General features: G+C 70.8%; 15 protein-coding genes. 7 read left to right on the top strand and 8 right to left on the bottom strand.

Going from position 1 to position 17,223, the window contains the following annotated elements; translation table 11 throughout:
• The first annotated feature begins 5 nt into the window (after positions 1-5).
• Both ACFQU4_RS11620 and ACFQU4_RS11615 read left to right on the top strand, forming a co-directional pair.
• Positions 6-1,508 carry a glycoside hydrolase family 28 protein gene (locus tag ACFQU4_RS11620; protein WP_377491386.1) on the top strand — a complete coding sequence of 501 codons (1,503 nt, stop codon included), beginning with the start codon at positions 6-8 and terminating at the stop codon, positions 1,506-1,508.
• A 62-nt stretch (positions 1,509-1,570) separates the two neighbouring features.
• The gene (locus ACFQU4_RS11615) at positions 1,571-3,055 is read left to right on the top strand and encodes a CoA-acylating methylmalonate-semialdehyde dehydrogenase (RefSeq protein ID WP_377491384.1); all 1,485 of its coding nucleotides are present in this window, start codon (positions 1,571-1,573) and stop codon (positions 3,053-3,055) included.
• A gap of 9 nt (positions 3,056-3,064) precedes the next feature.
• On the opposite strand, the gene ACFQU4_RS11610 is transcribed toward ACFQU4_RS11615, so the two are convergent.
• The 3 genes from ACFQU4_RS11610 to ACFQU4_RS11600 form a co-directional block, all read right to left on the bottom strand.
• Positions 3,065-3,844, bottom strand: a complete 780-nt coding sequence (locus ACFQU4_RS11610) for a glycosyltransferase family A protein (protein ID WP_377491382.1) — start codon at positions 3,842-3,844, stop codon at positions 3,065-3,067.
• A gap of 144 nt (positions 3,845-3,988) precedes the next feature.
• Positions 3,989-4,282, bottom strand: a complete 294-nt coding sequence (locus tag ACFQU4_RS11605) for a DUF503 domain-containing protein (RefSeq protein WP_377491380.1) — start codon at positions 4,280-4,282, stop codon at positions 3,989-3,991.
• A gap of 177 nt (positions 4,283-4,459) precedes the next feature.
• Complete coding sequence (locus ACFQU4_RS11600; RefSeq protein WP_377491378.1) at positions 4,460-5,824, bottom strand: DNA polymerase IV; 1,365 nt, start codon at positions 5,822-5,824, stop codon at positions 4,460-4,462.
• A gap of 136 nt (positions 5,825-5,960) precedes the next feature.
• Here ACFQU4_RS11600 and ACFQU4_RS11595 point away from each other — a divergent pair, with 136 nt between their 5' ends.
• The 3 genes from ACFQU4_RS11595 to ACFQU4_RS11585 all read left to right on the top strand — a co-directional run bounded on the left by ACFQU4_RS11595 (position 5,961) and on the right by ACFQU4_RS11585 (position 10,555).
• The gene (locus ACFQU4_RS11595; RefSeq protein WP_377491375.1) at positions 5,961-7,571 is read left to right on the top strand and encodes a carboxylesterase/lipase family protein; all 1,611 of its coding nucleotides are present in this window, start codon (positions 5,961-5,963) and stop codon (positions 7,569-7,571) included.
• Positions 7,572-7,790: 219 nt separating this feature from the next.
• Complete coding sequence (gene glgX, locus ACFQU4_RS11590) at positions 7,791-9,938, top strand: glycogen debranching protein GlgX (RefSeq protein WP_377491372.1); 2,148 nt, start codon at positions 7,791-7,793, stop codon at positions 9,936-9,938.
• 5 nt (positions 9,939-9,943) lie between these two features.
• Positions 9,944-10,555: a 50S ribosomal protein L11 methyltransferase gene (locus ACFQU4_RS11585; RefSeq protein ID WP_377491369.1), complete on the top strand. Its 612-nt coding sequence runs from the start codon at positions 9,944-9,946 to the stop codon at positions 10,553-10,555.
• 4 nt (positions 10,556-10,559) lie between these two features.
• Here ACFQU4_RS11585 and ACFQU4_RS11580 read toward each other — a convergent pair whose 3' ends face one another.
• Complete coding sequence (locus ACFQU4_RS11580; RefSeq protein WP_377491366.1) at positions 10,560-11,027, bottom strand: Lrp/AsnC family transcriptional regulator; 468 nt, start codon at positions 11,025-11,027, stop codon at positions 10,560-10,562.
• 110 nt (positions 11,028-11,137) lie between these two features.
• On the opposite strand from ACFQU4_RS11580, the gene ACFQU4_RS11575 reads away from it, so the two are divergent.
• Positions 11,138-12,379, top strand: coding sequence for an NAD(P)/FAD-dependent oxidoreductase (locus ACFQU4_RS11575; RefSeq protein ID WP_377491363.1), 1,242 nt, complete (start codon positions 11,138-11,140; stop codon positions 12,377-12,379).
• A 43-nt stretch (positions 12,380-12,422) separates the two neighbouring features.
• Positions 12,423-12,974 carry a GNAT family N-acetyltransferase gene (locus tag ACFQU4_RS11570; RefSeq protein ID WP_377491360.1) on the top strand — a complete coding sequence of 184 codons (552 nt, stop codon included), beginning with the start codon at positions 12,423-12,425 and terminating at the stop codon, positions 12,972-12,974.
• Between the two features lie 30 nt (positions 12,975-13,004).
• Here the strand turns inward: ACFQU4_RS11570 and ACFQU4_RS11565 are convergent, their stop codons facing one another.
• The 4 genes from ACFQU4_RS11565 to ACFQU4_RS11550 all read right to left on the bottom strand — a co-directional run bounded on the left by ACFQU4_RS11565 (position 13,005) and on the right by ACFQU4_RS11550 (position 17,220).
• Positions 13,005-13,934: a transketolase family protein gene (locus ACFQU4_RS11565; RefSeq protein WP_377491357.1), complete on the bottom strand. Its 930-nt coding sequence runs from the start codon at positions 13,932-13,934 to the stop codon at positions 13,005-13,007.
• Positions 13,935-13,936: 2 nt separating this feature from the next.
• Entirely contained in the window at positions 13,937-14,623 is a 687-nt protein-coding gene (locus tag ACFQU4_RS11560) for a thiamine pyrophosphate-dependent enzyme (protein ID WP_377491354.1), read from the bottom strand.
• A gap of 88 nt (positions 14,624-14,711) precedes the next feature.
• Positions 14,712-15,719 carry a LacI family DNA-binding transcriptional regulator gene (locus ACFQU4_RS11555; RefSeq protein WP_377491351.1) on the bottom strand — a complete coding sequence of 336 codons (1,008 nt, stop codon included), beginning with the start codon at positions 15,717-15,719 and terminating at the stop codon, positions 14,712-14,714.
• Between the two features lie 37 nt (positions 15,720-15,756).
• Complete coding sequence (locus ACFQU4_RS11550; RefSeq protein WP_377491348.1) at positions 15,757-17,220, bottom strand: alpha-L-fucosidase; 1,464 nt, start codon at positions 17,218-17,220, stop codon at positions 15,757-15,759.
• Positions 17,221-17,223: the final 3 nt, after the last annotated feature.

Below are 17,223 nucleotides of genomic sequence, written 5' to 3'. Positions count from 1 at the left end.
CGCCCATGGACAACGCACTCAGCCGCCGCCGGATGATCATCATCGGCGCGAGCGCCGCGGCCGCGGGCCTGCTGCCCGGGACCGCCGAGGCGGAGCCGGCGGCCCCGGCGACTGGTCCGAGCCGCATCTTCGATGTCCGGCGGTACGGCGCGAAGGGCGACGGGGTGGCGATCGACTCCGGTGCCGTCAACCGGGCGATCGACGCCGCCGCCTCGCCCGGTCCGTCGGGCGGCCCCGGCGGAACCGTCTACGTTCCCGCGGGAACGTACGCCTGCTATTCGATCCGGTTGCGCAGCAAGGTCGCCCTGCACCTCGCCCCGGGCGCGACCCTGCTGGCCGCGCAACCCGTGGACGGCCGCGGCTACGACCCGCCGGAGCCGGGCGTCGGCAACGACTTCCAGGACTTCGCCCACAGCCACTGGCGGAACAGCCTGATCTGGGGCGAGGGGCTGACCGACGTCACGGTCTCCGGCCCGGGCCTGATCGACGGGCGCGGCCTGGTCGGCGGGCGCGGCGAGGAGGATCCCGGGGCGGGCAACAAGGCGATCGCGCTCAAGCGCTGCCGCAACGTCAGGATCAGCGATCTGACGATCCTCAACGGCGGCTCGCTGGCGATCCTGCCGACCGGCGTGGACAACCTGCGGATCGACAACCTGATCATCGACACCTACTCGGACGGGATCAATCTCGACTGCTGCCGCAACGTCCGGATCTCCGGCTTTTCGATCAACACGCCCAACGCGGACGCGATCTGCCTGAAGAGTTCGTACGCGCTCGACGAGGCCCGCGCGACCGAGAACGTGACCATCGGCGACTGCCTGGTCAGCGGGTACGACCTCGGCACCCTGCACGACGGCACGTACCGGACCGTGGGACGGCATCAGCGGATCGGCCGGATCAAGTTCGGCACCGAGTCCGTCGGCGGCTTCAGGAACATCGCGATCTCGAACGTGATCTTCGAACACTGCCGGGGACTGGCGCTGCAGACCGTCGACGGCGGACGGCTGGAGGACGTCACGATCAGCAACCTGACGATGCGCCGGGTCGAGATGCCGATCTTCCTCCGGCTCGGCGCCCGGCTGAGCGCTCCGGCCGGCACCGAGCCCGGGCGGCTGCGCCGGATCGCCATCAGCGACGTGATCGTCGACGGCGCCGATCCCCGCTACCCGTCGACGATCGCCGGCATTCCCGGGCATCCGGTCGAGGACGTCCGGCTCAGCAACGTCCGGCAGCGGGTCACCGGCGGCCTCGGCCCGGGCGACGTCGAGCAGAATCCGCCCGAGGACGGGGCCGGCTACCCCGAGACCGACAAGTTCGGCCCGTTGCCCGCGTACGGCTTCTTCCTCCGCCACGTCGACGGCATCACGTTCGACAACGTCGAGGTCGGATTCGAGGAACCGGACACCCGGCCCGCGTACGTGCTGCGCGACGTGGCGGACGCCGATTTCCACCACAGCCGGCCGGTGGCCGACACCCGCCTCGACCACGTCGACCACGCCGAACTCTGAGCGCCGACCAATCCGGCGAACGGGGCCGCGCCGACCCTGGTTCCGGGCCTTAGGCTGGGGCCATGGGTAAGCGGATCGGACATTTTCTCGACGGCAAGATCATCACGGGTGGGGACCGGGTCGGGCCGGTGTTCAATCCGGCGACCGGACAACAGACCGGCGAGGTCGCCCTGGCCGACGCGGCCGAGCTGGGCGCCGCGGTCGAGGTGGCCGCCGCGGCCCTGCCCGGCTGGCGCGAGACGCCGCTGGCCCGCCGCGCCGAGGTGATGTTCCGGCTCCGGCAGTTGATCAAGGAACGTGGCGACGAGCTGGCGGCGATCATCACCGCGGAGCACGGCAAGGTGCTCGGCGACGCGGCCGGCGAGATCAGCCGCGGCCTGGAGAACGTGGACTTCTGCGCCGGCCTGCCGCACCTGCTGAAGGGCGAGTACGCCGCCCAGGTGTCCCGCGGTGTCGACGTCCACCAGGTCCGGCAGCCGGTCGGCGTGGTCGCCTGCGTGACCCCGTTCAACTTCCCGGCCATGGTGCCGCTGTGGATGATCACCGGCGCGATCGCCTGCGGCAACACGGTGATCTTGAAGCCGAGCGAGCGCGACCCGTCGGCGGCGCTGTGGATCGCCGAGCGGTTCGCCGAGGCCGGCCTGCCGCCCGGCGTGCTGAACGTGATCAACGGCGACGCCGAGACCGTGGGCGCGATCCTCGATCATCCCGGGATCGCCGCCGTCAGTTTCGTCGGCTCGACCCCGATCGCCGAGTCGATCTATCGCCGGGCCGCGGAGTCCGGCAAGCGGGTCCAGGCGCTCGGCGGGGCGAAGAACCACATGGTGGTGATGCCCGACGCCGACCTGCCGGCCGCCGCCGACGCCGCCGTGTCCGCCGCGTACGGCTCGGCCGGCGAACGCTGCATGGCCGTCTCGGTGCTGGTCACGGTCGGCGACGTCGCGGACCCGCTGATCGACCTGGTCGCCGAGCGGATCGCCAAGCTCCAGATCGGCGACGGGACCGACCCGGCCTCGGAGATGGGCCCGCTGATCACCGAGCAGGCCCGGGACCGGGTCGCCTCCTATGTCGCCGGAGCGTCCGCGGAGGGCGCGACCGTGGTGGTCGACGGGCGGGAGCAGCAGTTCGACGGCGACGGCTTCTTCCTCGGCGTCAGCCTGATCGACCAGGTCAAGCCGGGCATGAAGGTGTACGACGAGGAGATCTTCGGCCCGGTGCTCTCGGTGGTCCGGGTGGACAGCTACGACGACGCGGTGCGGCTGGTCAACGAGTGCGAGTACGCCAACGGGGTGGCGATCTTCACCCGGGACGGCAAGACGGCCCGCTCGTTCGAGTTCGACGTCGAGGTCGGCATGGTCGGCGTCAACGTACCGATCCCGGTGCCGGTGGGTACGTTCTCGTTCGGCGGCTGGAAGCGGTCCCTGTTCGGCGACACCCACATCTACGGCCCGGAGAGCTTCAACTTCTACACCCGCCGCAAGGTCGTCACCACTCGCTGGCCCGACCCCTCCGAGACCCAGGTCAACCTCGGCTTCCCGACCCACTGACCCCGCGGGTCAGGCGGAGCGGCGGAGGTCGCTGTACCAGGCCACGGAGCCGGCGCCGATCGGGCGGCCGCGGTTGGCCACCCGCGGCGCGACGGCGCGGTCGACGACGTAACGCAGGATCGGCCGCATGTTCGAGCCGTCCAGCGACTCGATCTTGGCCAGCTCGTCCTCGGTGTCGGCGTAGTCGGTGTGCTTGATCCGCTCCAGGTCGCTGTGCTGCAGCACGCGCAGGAACCGGCGATCCCGCAGCATCACCGGCCGGAGGAACTTGCGGACCGCCCGGATCACCAGGTCGGAGTCCTCGCCCGACCAGCCCCGGAACCGGTCGCTCTCGTCGTAGCCGCCGAGCATGATGAAGTTTTCCTTGGACAGCGCGATCCGCCCCATGCAGCCCTTGTGCACGCCGGCGTTGAGCCGGTAGTCGAGCCGGTTCGACGCCACGACCGAGTTGGGCCGCCGGCCGAAGACCGCCCGCAGGTACTGGGCGAAGCCGAACCCGACGAAGTTGTCCGCGTCGACGTTGCAGACGACGTCGCCGCTGGCCAGCGAATGGGCCATGTTCTTGGCGTGCGAGTGGCGGAAGTACGTCTGACCCTCGCAGCGGGCGAACTTCAGGATCCCGGCGTCGCGGTACGGCTTCAGCCGCTCGTCCGTGGTGATCCATTCGGCCAGGTCGTCCGGCGAGCTGTAGTCCAGGACGACGAATTCGACGTCATTCGGACGTGACCAGTCGACGCTGTCCCGCAGGTTTTTGGGCAGGGTCTCCTTGAGATGGTGCGCCCTGCCCATGCAGGTCGTACAAAAAGAGAGCTTCATAGCTGACCGCAAAGCCTTCTTTCCGTGTGGGGCTCATTCTACTCGGGTCCTACTCGGTCCAGGGGTGAGACTGTCGCACCTACGGGCTGGTCCGCAAGCTTCCCGCGCCGAGATCGGTCAGTCGTCGGTGTTCCGGATGATCCGGCGAGCGGACAGCAGCTCCGACTCCGGGCGTGCCGCGACGCTGCGCTCGACGGCGTCCAGGATCTGGATGAGATGGGCATGATCCCCGGACGCGGCGGCGATTCCGATGCCCGTGCGGCGGTGCAGGTCGAGGTGGCCGACCTCCGCGACACTGAGCTGATAGGTACGCCGGAGCTCCGCGATCAGCGGCCGGACCAGGGAGCGCTTCTCCTTCAGCGACCCGACCTCACCGAGGAGCAGGTCGAACTCGATCGAGCCGACCCACATCTCAGCAGGACCCGGACGGGCGACGGCGCCGGGGCGCACGAGCCGACGGGGTTCCCGCAGCCGTGGGGCGAGGATGATCGGCTGCCCCGAGCAGCCGTGTCGCATGATCGGCCATGGGTGAACCCTAGGGCAATCCGCTGGATGTTTTCGACGTCCGTCCCAACCGGACCGGAATCGCTATCGCGCTGTGACCTGGCCGCCGGGCGCTCCGCCGGGGTGCAGGGCGGGGTCGTCGACGGCGAAGGTCCGGACCGGGCCCGGCGGCGTGTCCCGGGTCTCGAACCGGACCGTCACCCGGCCCAGTCCGGCACCCCAGACCCAGCCCGCTCCATGATCATCGTGGTGCACGTCCCGGCCCGGGTGCCAGCCGGTGCCGTGCCGCGGCCGGGCCCCGGCGGTGTCCGGTGCCGACGGCTGCGCGGAGTCATGATCATCGGCCGGCTGCGGTTCCGGGAGGGGCTCGGCGTCCTCGCCGAACAGGTCCTCCTGGACCACGTCGGTGAGGCCGGCCACGCCGACGCCGAGCAGCCGGATCCCATTGCTGGTGTCGATCTGGGCCAGCAGGGTGCGGGCGACCGCGGTGATCGTCTCGGTCCGGTCGGTGGCGCCGGACAGGGTCCGGGCCCGGGTGTTCGTGGCGAAGTCGTGCTGCCGGACCTTGATCGTCACCGTACGGGCGAACAGGCCGGCCGCGCGGAGCCGGCGGCCCACCTGGGCCGCATGGCCGTCCAGGACCTCGCCGAGTCGATCATGGTCGACCAGGTCGGTGGCGAAGGTGTCCTCGACCGAGATCGACTTCGCCTCCCGTTCCGGTTCGACGGCCCGGTCGTCCCGGGCGTACGCCAGCGCCAGCAGACCCTGGCCGTGGGCCCGGCCGAGTTCGCGGACCAGCTCGTCGGGCGGGATCGACTGCAGGTCGGCGACGGTGCTGACGCCGATCCGGCGCAGCTTCTCGGCGGTCACCGGCCCGACGCCGGGGATCACCGTCACCTGCATCGGCCGGAGCAGTTCGACCTCGCTGCCCGGCTCGACGATGAACAGTCCGTCCGGCTTGCTCAGTTCGGTCGCCACCTTCGCCATGAACTTGGAGCTGGCGATGCCGACCGAGCAGGTCAGGCCGCCGGTGACCTCGGCCAGTTCGGCCTTGACCGCTCCGACCAGATCGACCAGCGCGGGCCGGTCCAGGCCGACCGGCGGCTCCGTGGCGGCCAGGTCGACGAACGCCTCGTCCAGCGACAGTGGCTCGACCAGCGGCGACAGCCGGTGCAGCAGGTCCATCACCCGCCGGCTGGCGTCGCGGTACGCGTCGAACCGGCCGGACAGGAAGGCCGCGTGCGGGCAGCGCCGGCGGGCCTCGTGGGTGGGCATGGCCGAGCGCACCCCGTACCGCCGGGCCTCGTAGGAGGCGGTCGACACGACGCCGCGCTGGCCGGTGCCGCCGACGATCACCGGCTTGCCACGCAGCGACGGTTTGTCGCGCTGCTCGACCGAGGCGAAGAACGCATCCAGGTCGAGATGCAACACGGAGGCCTCAGCTCGCACAGGCCCATCCTCGCCGACGCCACCGACAGCGGCGGTGGGGCGATCCCCAGCACCGATCCGGGGGATCGCCGGTTGTCGACGGCCCGGCCCGCGCGGCGACGATGAAGCCGTCCCGCTCAGCCCGGAGGAGAACCCCATGAAACCCGTCATCCGCGCGGTCCTCGTGATCGCCGCGACCCTGCTCACCCTGGCCGGCCTGATCGCCCCATCGGCCGCCGCCCCGGCCGGCCCGAAAGCCGTGGCCAGGACGGAGAACGGCCTGGTCAGAGGCACGTCCGAGGCCGGCGTCGCGGTCTACCAGGGCATCCCGTACGCGGCGCCGCCGGTCGGCGAGCGGCGCTGGCGTACCCCCGAACCGGCGGCCGACTGGGCGGGCCTGCGGGACGCGTCCCGGCCGGGTGCCGCCTGCGCCCAGGCCGGCGACTTCATCGGCGACCCGCCGAGCGACGCCGAGGACTGCCTCTACCTGAACGTGACGACCCCGCGGCACGCGTCCGCCCGGCGGCCGGTGCCGGTGATGGTCTGGCTGCACGGCGGCGGGTTCCAGTGGGGATCCGGATCGATCTACGGCGCCGAAAAGCTGGCCCGGCGCGGGGACGTGATGGTGGTCACGCTCAACTACCGGCTCAACGTGTCCGGCTTCCTGGCTCACCCGGCCCTGGCCGGTTCCGGGCAGGACGCGGGCAACCTCGGTGTCGAGGACCAGCAGGCGGCGCTGCGCTGGGTCCGCCGGAACGCCGCCGCGTTCGGCGGCGACCCGGGCAACGTGACGATCTTCGGTGAGTCGGCCGGCGCCCAGGTCAGCTGCACCCACCTCACCGCGCCCGGCTCCCGCGGGCTGTTCGAGCGGGTGATCATGCAGAGCGGCCCGTGCACCCTGAACTGGCCGTACGGCGACACCTGGCGGGCGAAGCCGCGGGCCGAGGCCGAGGAGATCGCGCTGGCCGTCGCGGAGAAGGCCGGCTGTGCCGATCCGGCGACCGCGGGGACCTGCCTGCGGTCGAAGTCGGTCGCCGAACTCCTCGCCGCCGACGCCGGCGAACACGGCCACGGCCCGTCCTTCGGCGGCAACCCGGTGATCCCGGAGGACCCGGCCCGGCTGCTCGCCGCCGGCCGCGCCGCGGACGTCCCGGTGCTGCACGGGACCACCCGCGACGAGCACGTGACGTTCCAGGTCGGGATGGAACTGATGACCGGCGGGCCGGTGCCGCCGCAGGCGTACGGGCCGGTGCTGGGCCAGTTCCTCGGCCTGGACGCCGGGCAGACCGACCGGGTGCTGCGCGAGTATCCGCTGTCCGACTACGACGGTTCCACCGGCGCGGCGCTGTCCACCGTGCTGACCGACTGGGCCTGGGCCTGCCCGGCCGCGCAGACCAACGACCTGCTGGCCCGCCGCGGCCCCACCTACGCCTTCGAGTTCGCGGACCGGACCGCTCCCTGGCTCGGCGGTACGGAAGCGCCGGACTTCCCGACCGGCGCCTTCCACGCCGGCGAGCTGCAGTACCTCTTCTCCGGTGCCTACGCCGGCCAGCCGCTGACCGCGCAGCAGCGCCGGCTGTCGGACCGGATGATCGACTACTGGACCGCCTTCGCCCGCACCGGCGATCCGAGCCGGCCCGGGCTGCCGGCCTGGTCGAGGCTGCGGCCGGGCGACACCCGGGTCCAGGCGCTCGCTCCGGGCGCCGGCGGGATCCGGCCGGTCGACCTGCACCGGGAGCACCGCTGCGGGTTCTGGAACAGCCTCTGACCAGGGGGTAGGCACACGTTCCCTGAGCCTGTCGAAGCATGTCCTGAGCCTGTCGAAGGGGGCAAGGCCTGATCCGGCTCGGCCCTTCGACAGGCTCAGCGCGCGTTCGGCACTGTCCGGCGCCGCCGACCCGGCCGTGCACGATCGGCCGCCAGCCGGGAGAATGGGCGCCCCGTCGCCTGCCGGTGCCGGGACCGGAGGTCGGGCGAGAGGACGTGGATGGAGACGTGGCCGGGACAGCCGTATCCGCTGGGGGCGACCTACGACGGCAGTGGGGTCAGCTTCTCCGTCTTCTCCGAGATCGCTGACCGGGTCGAGCTCTGCCTGATCGACGACGCCGGCGCCGAGACCCGGGTCGAGATCACCGAGGTCGACGGCGCGATCTGGCACGTCTACCTGCCCGGGATCGAGCCCGGCCAGCGCTACGGCTACCGGGTGTACGGACCGTACGACCCGGCGCAGGGGCACCGCTGCAACCCGGCCAAGCTGCTGCTGGACCCGTACGCGAAGGCGATCGAGGGGCAGCCGGACGGCGACCCGTCGCTCTACTCCTACCGGTTCGCGGACCCGGCGCAGTTCAACGGCGACGACTCGCTCGGCCACACGATGCTCTCGGTGGTGATCAACCCCTACTTCGACTGGGGACACGACCGGCCGCCGGCGCTGCCGTACCACGAAACGATCTTGTACGAGGCGCACGTCCGCGGCCTCACCATGACCCATCCGGACGTGCCGGAGGCGATCCGCGGCACCTACGCCGGCGTCGGCCATCCGGCCACCATCGAGCACCTGCAGAAGCTCGGCGTGAACGCGCTGGAACTGATGCCGGTGCACCAGTTCGTCAACGACAGCCACCTGGTCGAGCGCGGGCTGTCCAACTACTGGGGCTACAACACGATCGGCTTCCTGGCCCCGCACAACGCGTACGCCAGCACCGGCCAGCGCGGCCAGCAGGTCGGCGAGTTCAAGAACATGGTCCGGTCGCTGCACGACGCCGGCATCGAAGTGATCTTGGACGTGGTCTACAACCACACCGCGGAAGGGAACGAGCGCGGCCCGACGATCGGCTTCCGCGGCATCGACAACGCCGCCTACTACCGGCTCGCCGACGACAAGGCGCGCTACTACGACACCACCGGCACCGGCAACAGCCTGCTCATGCGCAGCCCGCACGTGCTGCAGTTGATCATGGACTCGCTGCGCTACTGGGTGCTCGAGATGCACGTCGACGGGTTCCGGTTCGACCTTGCGGCGACGCTGGCCCGGCAGTTCCACGAGGTGGACAAGCTGTCGGCCTTCTTCGACATCATCCAGCAGGACCCGGTGATCTCCCAGGTGAAGTTGATCGCCGAGCCGTGGGACCTCGGCGACGGCGGCTACCAGGTCGGCAACTTCCCGTCGTTGTGGTCGGAGTGGAACGGAAAGTACCGTGACACCGTGCGCGACTTCTGGCGCGGCCAGCCGGCGACGATGGCCGAGTTCGCCTCCCGGCTGACCGGGTCGAGTGATCTCTACAACCACTCCGACCGGCGGCCCACCGCGTCGATCAACTTCATCACCGCGCACGACGGCTTCACCCTGCGGGATCTGGTGTCGTACAACGAGAAGCACAACGCGGCCAACGGCGAGGACGGCCGGGACGGCGAGAGCCACAACCGGTCCTGGAACTGCGGGGTCGAGGGCGAGACCGACGATCCGGCGATCAACCAGCTGCGGGTACGGCAGCAGCGCAACTTCCTCACCACGCTGCTGCTCAGCCAGGGCGTGCCGATGATCGCGCACGGCGACGAACTGGGCCGCAGCCAGGGCGGGAACAACAACGTGTACGCCCAGGACAACCCGGTCTCCTGGATCGACTGGGCGCTGACCGACGAGCAGCGTGGCCTGCTCGACTTCACGGCCGGGCTGATCGCCCTGCGCAAGGCACATCCGGTGTTCCGGCGGCGGCGGTTCCTGGCCGGCAGCGCCGGCGCGGCGGGCGGCGGTGAGCCGGGCGAGATCAGCTGGCTGAAGCCGGACGGGCACCCGATGGACGACGCGGACTGGAACGCCGGCTTCGCGCGCAGCCTGATGGTGTTCCTCAACGGCGACGCGATCCCGGAGCCGGACACGATGGGCCGTCCGGTCACCGACGACCGCTTCCTGCTGCTGTTCAACGCCCATTCGGAACCGATGGACTTCGTCCTCCCCGGCGCGGAGTACGGGTCGGAGTGGACGGTCCGGCTGGACAGCAGCAGCGGGCTCGCCGAGCCGGACGCGGCACCGGTCTGGCCGACCGGGTCGACGCACCCGGTCGAGGCCCACTCGGTGGTCGTCCTGTCCAGTCCGCTCGAGGCCGAACCGCCGGCCGCCGAACCAGGGGTGTGACGGCGATGTCGGGGGAGCCGCCGGAGGAGTCGACGGAGTCGATCTTCGTCCAGCTGGACGTGCGGATCGTCGTGCCGCCCGGAGTGCGGCCGATCACCAGGGTCTCCGACCTGCTCGCCTCGGCCGTGCTGGACGAGGTCACCGAGACCGACCGGGTGCTCGACTACGGCACCGGCAGCGGGGTCAACGCGGTGCTTGCCGCCCGCCGGTCGCCGGTCGTCGTCGCGGTCGACCTGGTGCCGCGGGCGGTGGCCGCGGCCCGCAGCAACGCGGTCCGGAACCGGGTCGCGGAACGGATCACCGTCCTGCGCAGCGACGGCTTCGACGCCGTCGAGGGCCGGTTCGACGTGATCATCATCGACGTGGCCGAGGCGGACGCGCGGACCCTGACCGGGTTCTTCGGCGGGCTCGATGATCATCTGGCCGAGGGCGGCCGGGTGCTGCTGCACACGGAGATGCGCGATGATCTTGCCGACCTGCTGGAGTTGATCACCGAGCACCGGCTGCAGCGAGCGATCGCCACCCAGCGTTCGATCACCCGGGGTTCGCACCGGATCCCGTACGTGGTCTTCCGGCTCACCCGCGCCGACGAACCGGCCGCGCTGGCTTCCGACTGATCGATCAGTGGTACGGGTCGAGCGAGTCGAAGATCACGCTCGTGTTGGTGCTGGCGATCTCCGGCCGGGTGCTCAGCGTGCTGGCGACCAGCGTGCGCAACTGTTCGGAGTCGGACACCGCGACGTGGGCCAGGAAGTCCTGATCACCGGTGACGAAGTAGACCCGTTCCACCTCCGGCAGTGAGACCAGGTAGCGGCCGAACGTGGTCAGATCGCCGCGGGCGTTCGCCTTCAGCCTGATCGAGATCATCGCCTGCAGACCGCGACCGGCGGCGGCATGGTTGATCTCGGTACGGAAGCCGCTGATCACCCCGGTCTCGAGCAGCCGGTGCAGCCGGGCGTGGGCGGTCGACGGGGCGATCCCGACCCGGTCGGCGATGAGCTTGATCGGCAGCCGCGCGTCGGCACGCAGCTCGGCCAGGATCTGCTCGTCGATCCGGTCCAGCCGGGCCGGTTGTCGGTCGTTCGGCACGAAGCCTCCTCGTGGAACCGCCGCGGACGATTCGTCGCGGCTGGCGCTGTCGTACCGAACAATATTCGGAAGTCATTGCGATCGGGCGAAGGGATGGCCACGATCGCCGCGTGAACACTCACGCTTCGAGGCCGCGGACCGCACTGGTGATCGGCGCCGGGATGGTCGGCCTCGCCACCGCCTGGCACCTGCAACGACGCGGCATCGACGTCACCGTGATCGACCGGTCCGGGGTCGCCGCCGGCTCCTCCTGGGGCAACGCCGGCTGGCTGACGCCCGGGCTGGCGATGCCGCTGGCCGAACCGAGCCTGTGGACGTACGCGCCGCGGGCGCTGCTCGACCCGAACGCGGCGCTGCACATCCCGGTCCGGCTGCAGCCGCGGCTGTGGCAGTTCCTGCTCCGGTTCATCGGGCACGCGACCACGCGGACCTGGCGCCGGACGATGGCCGATCTGACCCCGATCGACCGGCTCGCCCTGGACGCGTACGACGAACTGAAGGCCGGTGGCGTCGCGGCCCGGTCCCGCGAGGTCGACTTCTTGGTCGGCTTCGAATCGGTGCGGCAGGCCCGCGCCTTCCGGCACGAGCTGGCCGGCGTCGAGGCGGCCGGGCAGCAGGTGCCGCTGCGCCGCCTCGGCAGCGCGCAGGAACTGGTGCCGCAGGTGTCGGACCTTCCGTACGCGTACGCGCTCGGCGGGCAGCGGATCATCGAGCCCGGCCCGTTCGTGGAGAGCCTGGCCGACGCGGTCCGCGACCGCGGCGCCAAGATCATCACCGGCGAGGCGGTGCGGGACGTGGAGCAGGTGCCGGGTGGCGGCGTCCGGGTGGATCTCGGCAACGGCCGGACCGAGGCGGCCGACGTCGCGGTGCTGGCCACCGGTGCCTGGCTGCCCGAACTCGCCCGGCCGCTCGGCGTCCGGACCCCCGTCCAGGCGGGGCGCGGCTACTCCTTCACCGTCGAGGGCGAGATTGATCATCCGGTCTACTTCCCGGCCCGGCGGGTCGCCTGCACGCCGTACCAGGGCCGGTTCCGGATCGCCGGCACGATGGAGTTCCGGGGGCCGGACGAGCCGCTGCAGCCGCGCCGGATCGAGGCCATCGTGAACTCGGTCCGGGACCTGCTGCCCGGCCTCGACCTGGACCGGCGGACCGACGAGTGGGTCGGCTCGCGCCCGGTCACCACCGACGGCCTGCCGCTGGTCGGCGCCACCCGGCTGCCCGGCGTCTACGTGGCCGGCGGCCACGGCATGTGGGGGATCGTCCTCGGCCCGGCCACCGGCCGGCTGCTGGCCGACCAGATCGCCACCGGCACCGCCCCGGAAGCCCTGCGCCCCTTCGACCCGCTCCGCTGACCCTTGGCGGCCCGGCCGGCACCGTTCGGCTTAGCCTTCGGGGATGGACGGTGCGGAACCCGAGATCACGTTCCGGCGGTTGACCCGCGACGACTTCCCGCTGCTCGGCCGCTGGCTCGCGCAGCCGTACGTCGCTCGGTGGTGGAACCACGACCCGACCCCGGCCGGCCTGGAGCGTGACTTCGGGCCGGGGGTGCGGGGCGAGGAGCCGGGGGAGGACCTGATCGCGCTGCTCGGCGACCGGCCGTTCGGTCTGGCCCAGCGGTCCCGGCTGGACGACTACCCCGACTACCGGATCGAACTGCAGGCCTACCTCGACGTACCTCCGTCGGCCGTCACGATCGACTACCTGATCGGCGAACCCGAGCTGACCGGTCGCGGCCTCGGCACCAAGATGATCATGACGCTGGTGCAGCGAACCTGGATCGATCATCCGGACGCAACGGCGATCATCGTGCCCGTGGTCGCCGGGAATCGCCCGTCCTGGCGGGCCCTGGAGAGGGCGGGCCTGACCCGGATCGGTTCCGGTGATCTTGAACCGGACAACCCGGCCGACCCGCCACTGCACCACCTCTACCGGATCGACCGGCCCTGACCCGCGGCCCGCAGCCGTCGGCCGGAATCCCTACGCCGGTTCGAGGAACCGGCTGATCGAGGCACGGATCCCGGCCGGGTCCAGTCCGTGCAGTCGATCATGGTCCTCCGGTTCGCCGTACCGGTGCGAGTCCGGGTCGCCGACACCGAGCCCGAGCTGCCGGTGCGGCAGGTCGGCCAGCACCCGGGCGACCTCCGCGGCGGAGGTCCCGGCCAGGTACGGCTCGACCATGATCACGTTCGGCGCGGCGAGGGTACGGCGCAGCGTGGTGCCGTCGAACGGCCGCACGGTCGAGGCGTAGAGCACGGTGACGTCGAGGTCGGCGACGGCCGCCAACGTCTTGTGCAGCGTCGGGCCGACGGCGACGACCGTGCCGCGCCGGCCGCGCCGGATCGGGATCAGCCCGTCCTCGAGGTACGGCTCCGGATTCTGCCCGTCGCCGACCCGGAGGTAGGTCCGGCCGGTGCCGCGGACGGCCCGGCGCAGCTGCCGGTCCAGCTCGGCCGGATGGCCCGGCACCTGGATCGTCCAGTCCCGCAGCGTGTCCAGCAGGGCGACGTCGCCGGGCGCCTGGTGGGTCCGGCCGCCGGCCGGCCAGTCGTACGAGCCGTACGCGCCGACCAGCACGCCGCCGACATCCTGGTGCCCGAAGTCGAGCTTGACCTGCTCCCAGGCCCGCTCGATCACGAAGGCACCGAAGCTGTGCACGATCGGCTTCAGCCCGGCCAGCGCGAGGCCGGCGCCGGCGCTGACCAGGAGCTGCTCACGGATCCCGACGTTGATCACCCGCTCGGGATGATCCGCGGCGACCGGCCCGAACTGGGCCGCGGTGATCTCGGCCAGCACGACGGCCACCTGCGGATCGGTCCTGATCAACTCGCTCGCGGTGATCACGAACTGGTCCCGCAGGTTCGCCGCGTAACTGGCGGTGCGCGGTGCGGTCGAGGTGGTGCTGGTCATGATCATCCCTTCGGTTCGACGTCGGCGACGACAACGGTGGGCCGGTCCGGTGCGGTGCCGGCGAAGGCGGCGGCCAGTGCTTCATGATCACGGCCGGACACCTCGTGGGTACGCCAGCCCTCGGCGGCGAACCGGCCGGCGATGCCGCCGCGCCAGCCGTGGCTGGAGGAGTGGTTGTCCACCACGACGACGGTCAGGTCGGCCAGCCCGACCGCGCCGGCGTAGACGACGGCCTCGCTGTTGGACCCCTCGTCGAACTCGGCATCACCGACCAGCGTGATCACCCGCGGCCGCCGGCTCGTGCTCGGCGGCCGGGCCCGCAGGCCGAGCGCGAGCCCGACCGCGATCGGCAACCCGTGGCCGAGCGACCCGCTGGAGATCTCCACGCCGGGGACCAGCAGCCGGTCCGGATGGTGCCCGAGCGGCGAGTCGTACCCGCCGAACGTCGGCAGCGTCTTCTCGTCGATGAAGCCCTTCGCCGCCAGCACCGCGTAGTAAGCCATCGGCCCATGTCCCTTGGACAGCAGGAATCTGTCCCGGTCGGGGCGGTCCGCGGTCCGCGGCGTGACGTTGAGGACGCGGTCGTACAGCACCCAGAGGACGTCGAGGGTCGACGTCGCACTCGGTCCGTGCTTCTCGTCTCCGGTCATCAACCCGAGCAGGCGGTCCAGGTCGTCGTAGCTGTCCATGTCGACCAGCCTGCAACTTCAAGTTGTCTTGAACTCAAGCCTTGGCCCGAATCTCGGTTGCGGCTGTTCGGGGCAACGGAGGTTCGGGTCAGCCGAGGGCGCGTACGGACTTGCGCTCGATCAGCCGGGCCGGTGGGTCGGTGACGTCCAGGTCGGCCGGCTGGCCACCGGCCAGGCGTTCGTGCAGCAGCCGTACCGCGGCTCGGCCCATCGCCTCGACCGGCATCCGCAGGGCGGTCAGCGGCGGCGAGCTGTGATCACAGATCCAGGAGTCGTGAATGGTGATCACGCTCAGGTCGTCGGGGACGCGGATGCCGCGCTCCTGTGCTGCGGTGAGCAGCCCGATGGCCGCGTTGACGTTGGCCACGACGACGGCGGTGGGAGGCTCCGCCGTGCCCGAAACCAGCAGCGCGAGGGCCGCCGCCGAAGAATCCAGGGCGTAGCCGAGATGCGTGATCAGTCCTTGATCAACGGGAAGGCGGTGGCCCCGCAGAGCGGCCAGATAGCCGTCCTCCCGGCGCCGTGCGGTGATCATGTCCGGCAGTCCACCGACCAGAGCGATCCGGCGGTGCCCACGGGAGATCAGGGTTTCGGTCGCCAGCCGGGCCGCGCCGGCGTCGTCCATCATTACGCTGCCGGGCCGGCCGTCGAGCCGTCCGTGCACCAGCACGGACGGCACGTGGCTGACCAGCCGGGACAGCGCATCCAGGCTGGTGTCGTCGGTGGCCTGGAGGATGAAGCCGTCGACCCGGCCGCGTTCGATCATCCGGGCCAGTTGGCCGCTGCTGCGCACCTGCTCGGACCGGCCCAGCAGCACGGTGTAGCCGCGCCGTTCCGCTTCCTCCTCGATTCCCTCCAACAGTCCCGAGAACAGCGGGTTGGTGATGTCGGGCACCAGCACGCCGATGGTGTCGGACTTCGCGGCGCGCAAGGCCCGGGCGACGACGTTCGGCTGGTAGCCGAGTTCGGCGGCCACCCGGAGCACCGTGTCCTTGGTCGCGGCGGCCGCGCGAGCGTTCGGGTCGTTGTTCAGGATCCGCGACACCTGGCCGATCGACACGCCCGCCCGTTCGGCGATATCGCGCAGGCGCACCATCTCTCGCAGTCCCTCCCATCCGGTCCCGCGCATCATCTCATCGCGGCGGGCCCGCGTACTCGATGGCGAGGCAGGCCGGCCCGTCGTGGGGCAGCCGCTCCGGCAGCCTGACCACCAGGATGCCCTCGGCGACGGCGAACTCGACCGGTCCCGCTCCGAGCAGCCGGACGCCCGTGATCCGATCGTCCGCATCGAGGCTCTGGATCACCGCCCGGTGATCATCGGGCCGGCGCAGCTGGAAGGCGTACAGGGTGTTGCCCTTGGTGGTGAACCGGAAGTCGCGGCTCGTCCAGGGGACCGCCTCCTCGGTGAATCCCTCGATGCGGACGCTGCTCGGCCCCTCCCCGGACACCCGGAACGGGCGGGTGCCGTAGATGCCCTCCCCACACACCTGGAGCCAGCGGCCGAGTTGATCAAGGAGGTGCAGGCATTCGTCGTCCACGGTCCCGTCGGGTCGCTGCGGGATGTTCAGCAACAGGTTGCCGTTCTTGGCGACGATGTCGATCAACATCTCGATCACGTGCGTCGGTGTCTTGTAGACGTCCCGGACGTTGTAGAACCAGTCGCCGACCGAGGTGTCGGTCTGCCAGGCATCGGGCTTGATCTCGGGCTCCTGGCTGCGTTCGACGTCCAGGACGCCGACGCCGTAGATCTCCGGACGCCGGTCCTTCTGCGTGTAGACGGCCTGGTTCGCTCCGTCGTGCCGGGCGGCGCTGCTGTTGTAGAGATGGGCGACCGCGCTGAGCCCGGCCCGGTAGCCGTGCTCGCCGAACGGCAGCGGACCGTCCGAGTAGAGCAGGTCCGGCTGATAGCGGTCGATGACCTCGATCATGATCTCGAGCCAGTGCTGGTGCCAGCCGGGATTCGGCGTGTACCAGGGATCGAGGGAGAAATCCTGATCTTGGTAGTGCTCGTGGTTGTCGAGATAGATCTCCGACGATGCCGGATCCGTGCCGTCGTAGGGAATTCCGGCGAACGGTCCCTTCCGGTCGCTGCCCTTGTTGACCTTCCACCAGCTGAAGGTCGCTCCCAGGTGTTCGGTCAGGCCGAACGGCAGCCCGTGGCTCGTGGCGGCATCCTTCCAGAGCTGCGTGATGTCCTTCTTCGGCCCGACCCGGGCCGAGTTCCAGGGGTGGATCGCGGAGTCGTAGTTGAAGAAGTTGTCATGGTGCATGGCCTGCCCGACGAAGTACTTGGCACCGGCCGCCACGAACAGGTCCATCAACGCCTCGGGCTCGAATCGTTCCGCCTCCCACTGAGCCGCGATGTCCTTGTAGCCCACCTTCGACGGGTGCCCGTAGCGGCGAAGGTGGTAGCGATACTGATCGGAACCCTCGATGTACAGGTTCCGCGCGTACCAGTCGCCGTACATCGGCACGGATTGCGGTCCCCAGTGGGACCAGATGCCGAACTTGGCGTCGCGAAACCAATCCGGGCAGGTGAATTGTCGGAGCGAATCGAGAGTCGGCTCGAAGGGTCCGCTCAGAACAGGTGCCGGCATGGT

Origin of the sequence: Microlunatus sp. GCM10028923 (assembly GCF_042666975.1) — a bacterium.
GTDB lineage: Bacteria > Actinomycetota > Actinomycetes > Propionibacteriales > Propionibacteriaceae > Microlunatus.
Note: the sequence above shows the minus strand (reverse complement) of the source record. Positions and strands in the feature narration are given on the sequence as shown.

Bases quoted from the DNA above. Each gene is read 5' to 3' on its own strand.
- ACFQU4_RS11620 (WP_377491386.1), top strand. From the start codon at position 6: ATGGACAACGCACTCAGCCGCCGCCGGATGATCATCATCGGCGCGAGC.
- ACFQU4_RS11615 (WP_377491384.1), top strand. From the start codon at position 1,571: ATGGGTAAGCGGATCGGACATTTTCTCGACGGCAAGATCATCACGGGT.
- ACFQU4_RS11610 (WP_377491382.1), bottom strand. From the start codon at position 3,844: ATGGGCAGGGCGCACCATCTCAAGGAGACCCTGCCCAAAAACCTGCGG.
- ACFQU4_RS11605 (WP_377491380.1), bottom strand. From the start codon at position 4,282: ATGTGGGTCGGCTCGATCGAGTTCGACCTGCTCCTCGGTGAGGTCGGG.
- ACFQU4_RS11595 (WP_377491375.1), top strand. From the start codon at position 5,961: ATGAAACCCGTCATCCGCGCGGTCCTCGTGATCGCCGCGACCCTGCTC.
- glgX (WP_377491372.1), top strand. From the start codon at position 7,791: ATGGAGACGTGGCCGGGACAGCCGTATCCGCTGGGGGCGACCTACGAC.
- ACFQU4_RS11585 (WP_377491369.1), top strand. From the start codon at position 9,944: ATGTCGGGGGAGCCGCCGGAGGAGTCGACGGAGTCGATCTTCGTCCAG.
- ACFQU4_RS11570 (WP_377491360.1), top strand. From the start codon at position 12,423: ATGGACGGTGCGGAACCCGAGATCACGTTCCGGCGGTTGACCCGCGAC.
- ACFQU4_RS11565 (WP_377491357.1), bottom strand. From the start codon at position 13,934: ATGACCAGCACCACCTCGACCGCACCGCGCACCGCCAGTTACGCGGCG.
- ACFQU4_RS11560 (WP_377491354.1), bottom strand. From the start codon at position 14,623: ATGGACAGCTACGACGACCTGGACCGCCTGCTCGGGTTGATGACCGGA.
- ACFQU4_RS11555 (WP_377491351.1), bottom strand. From the start codon at position 15,719: ATGGTGCGCCTGCGCGATATCGCCGAACGGGCGGGCGTGTCGATCGGC.
- ACFQU4_RS11550 (WP_377491348.1), bottom strand. From the start codon at position 17,220: ATGCCGGCACCTGTTCTGAGCGGACCCTTCGAGCCGACTCTCGATTCG.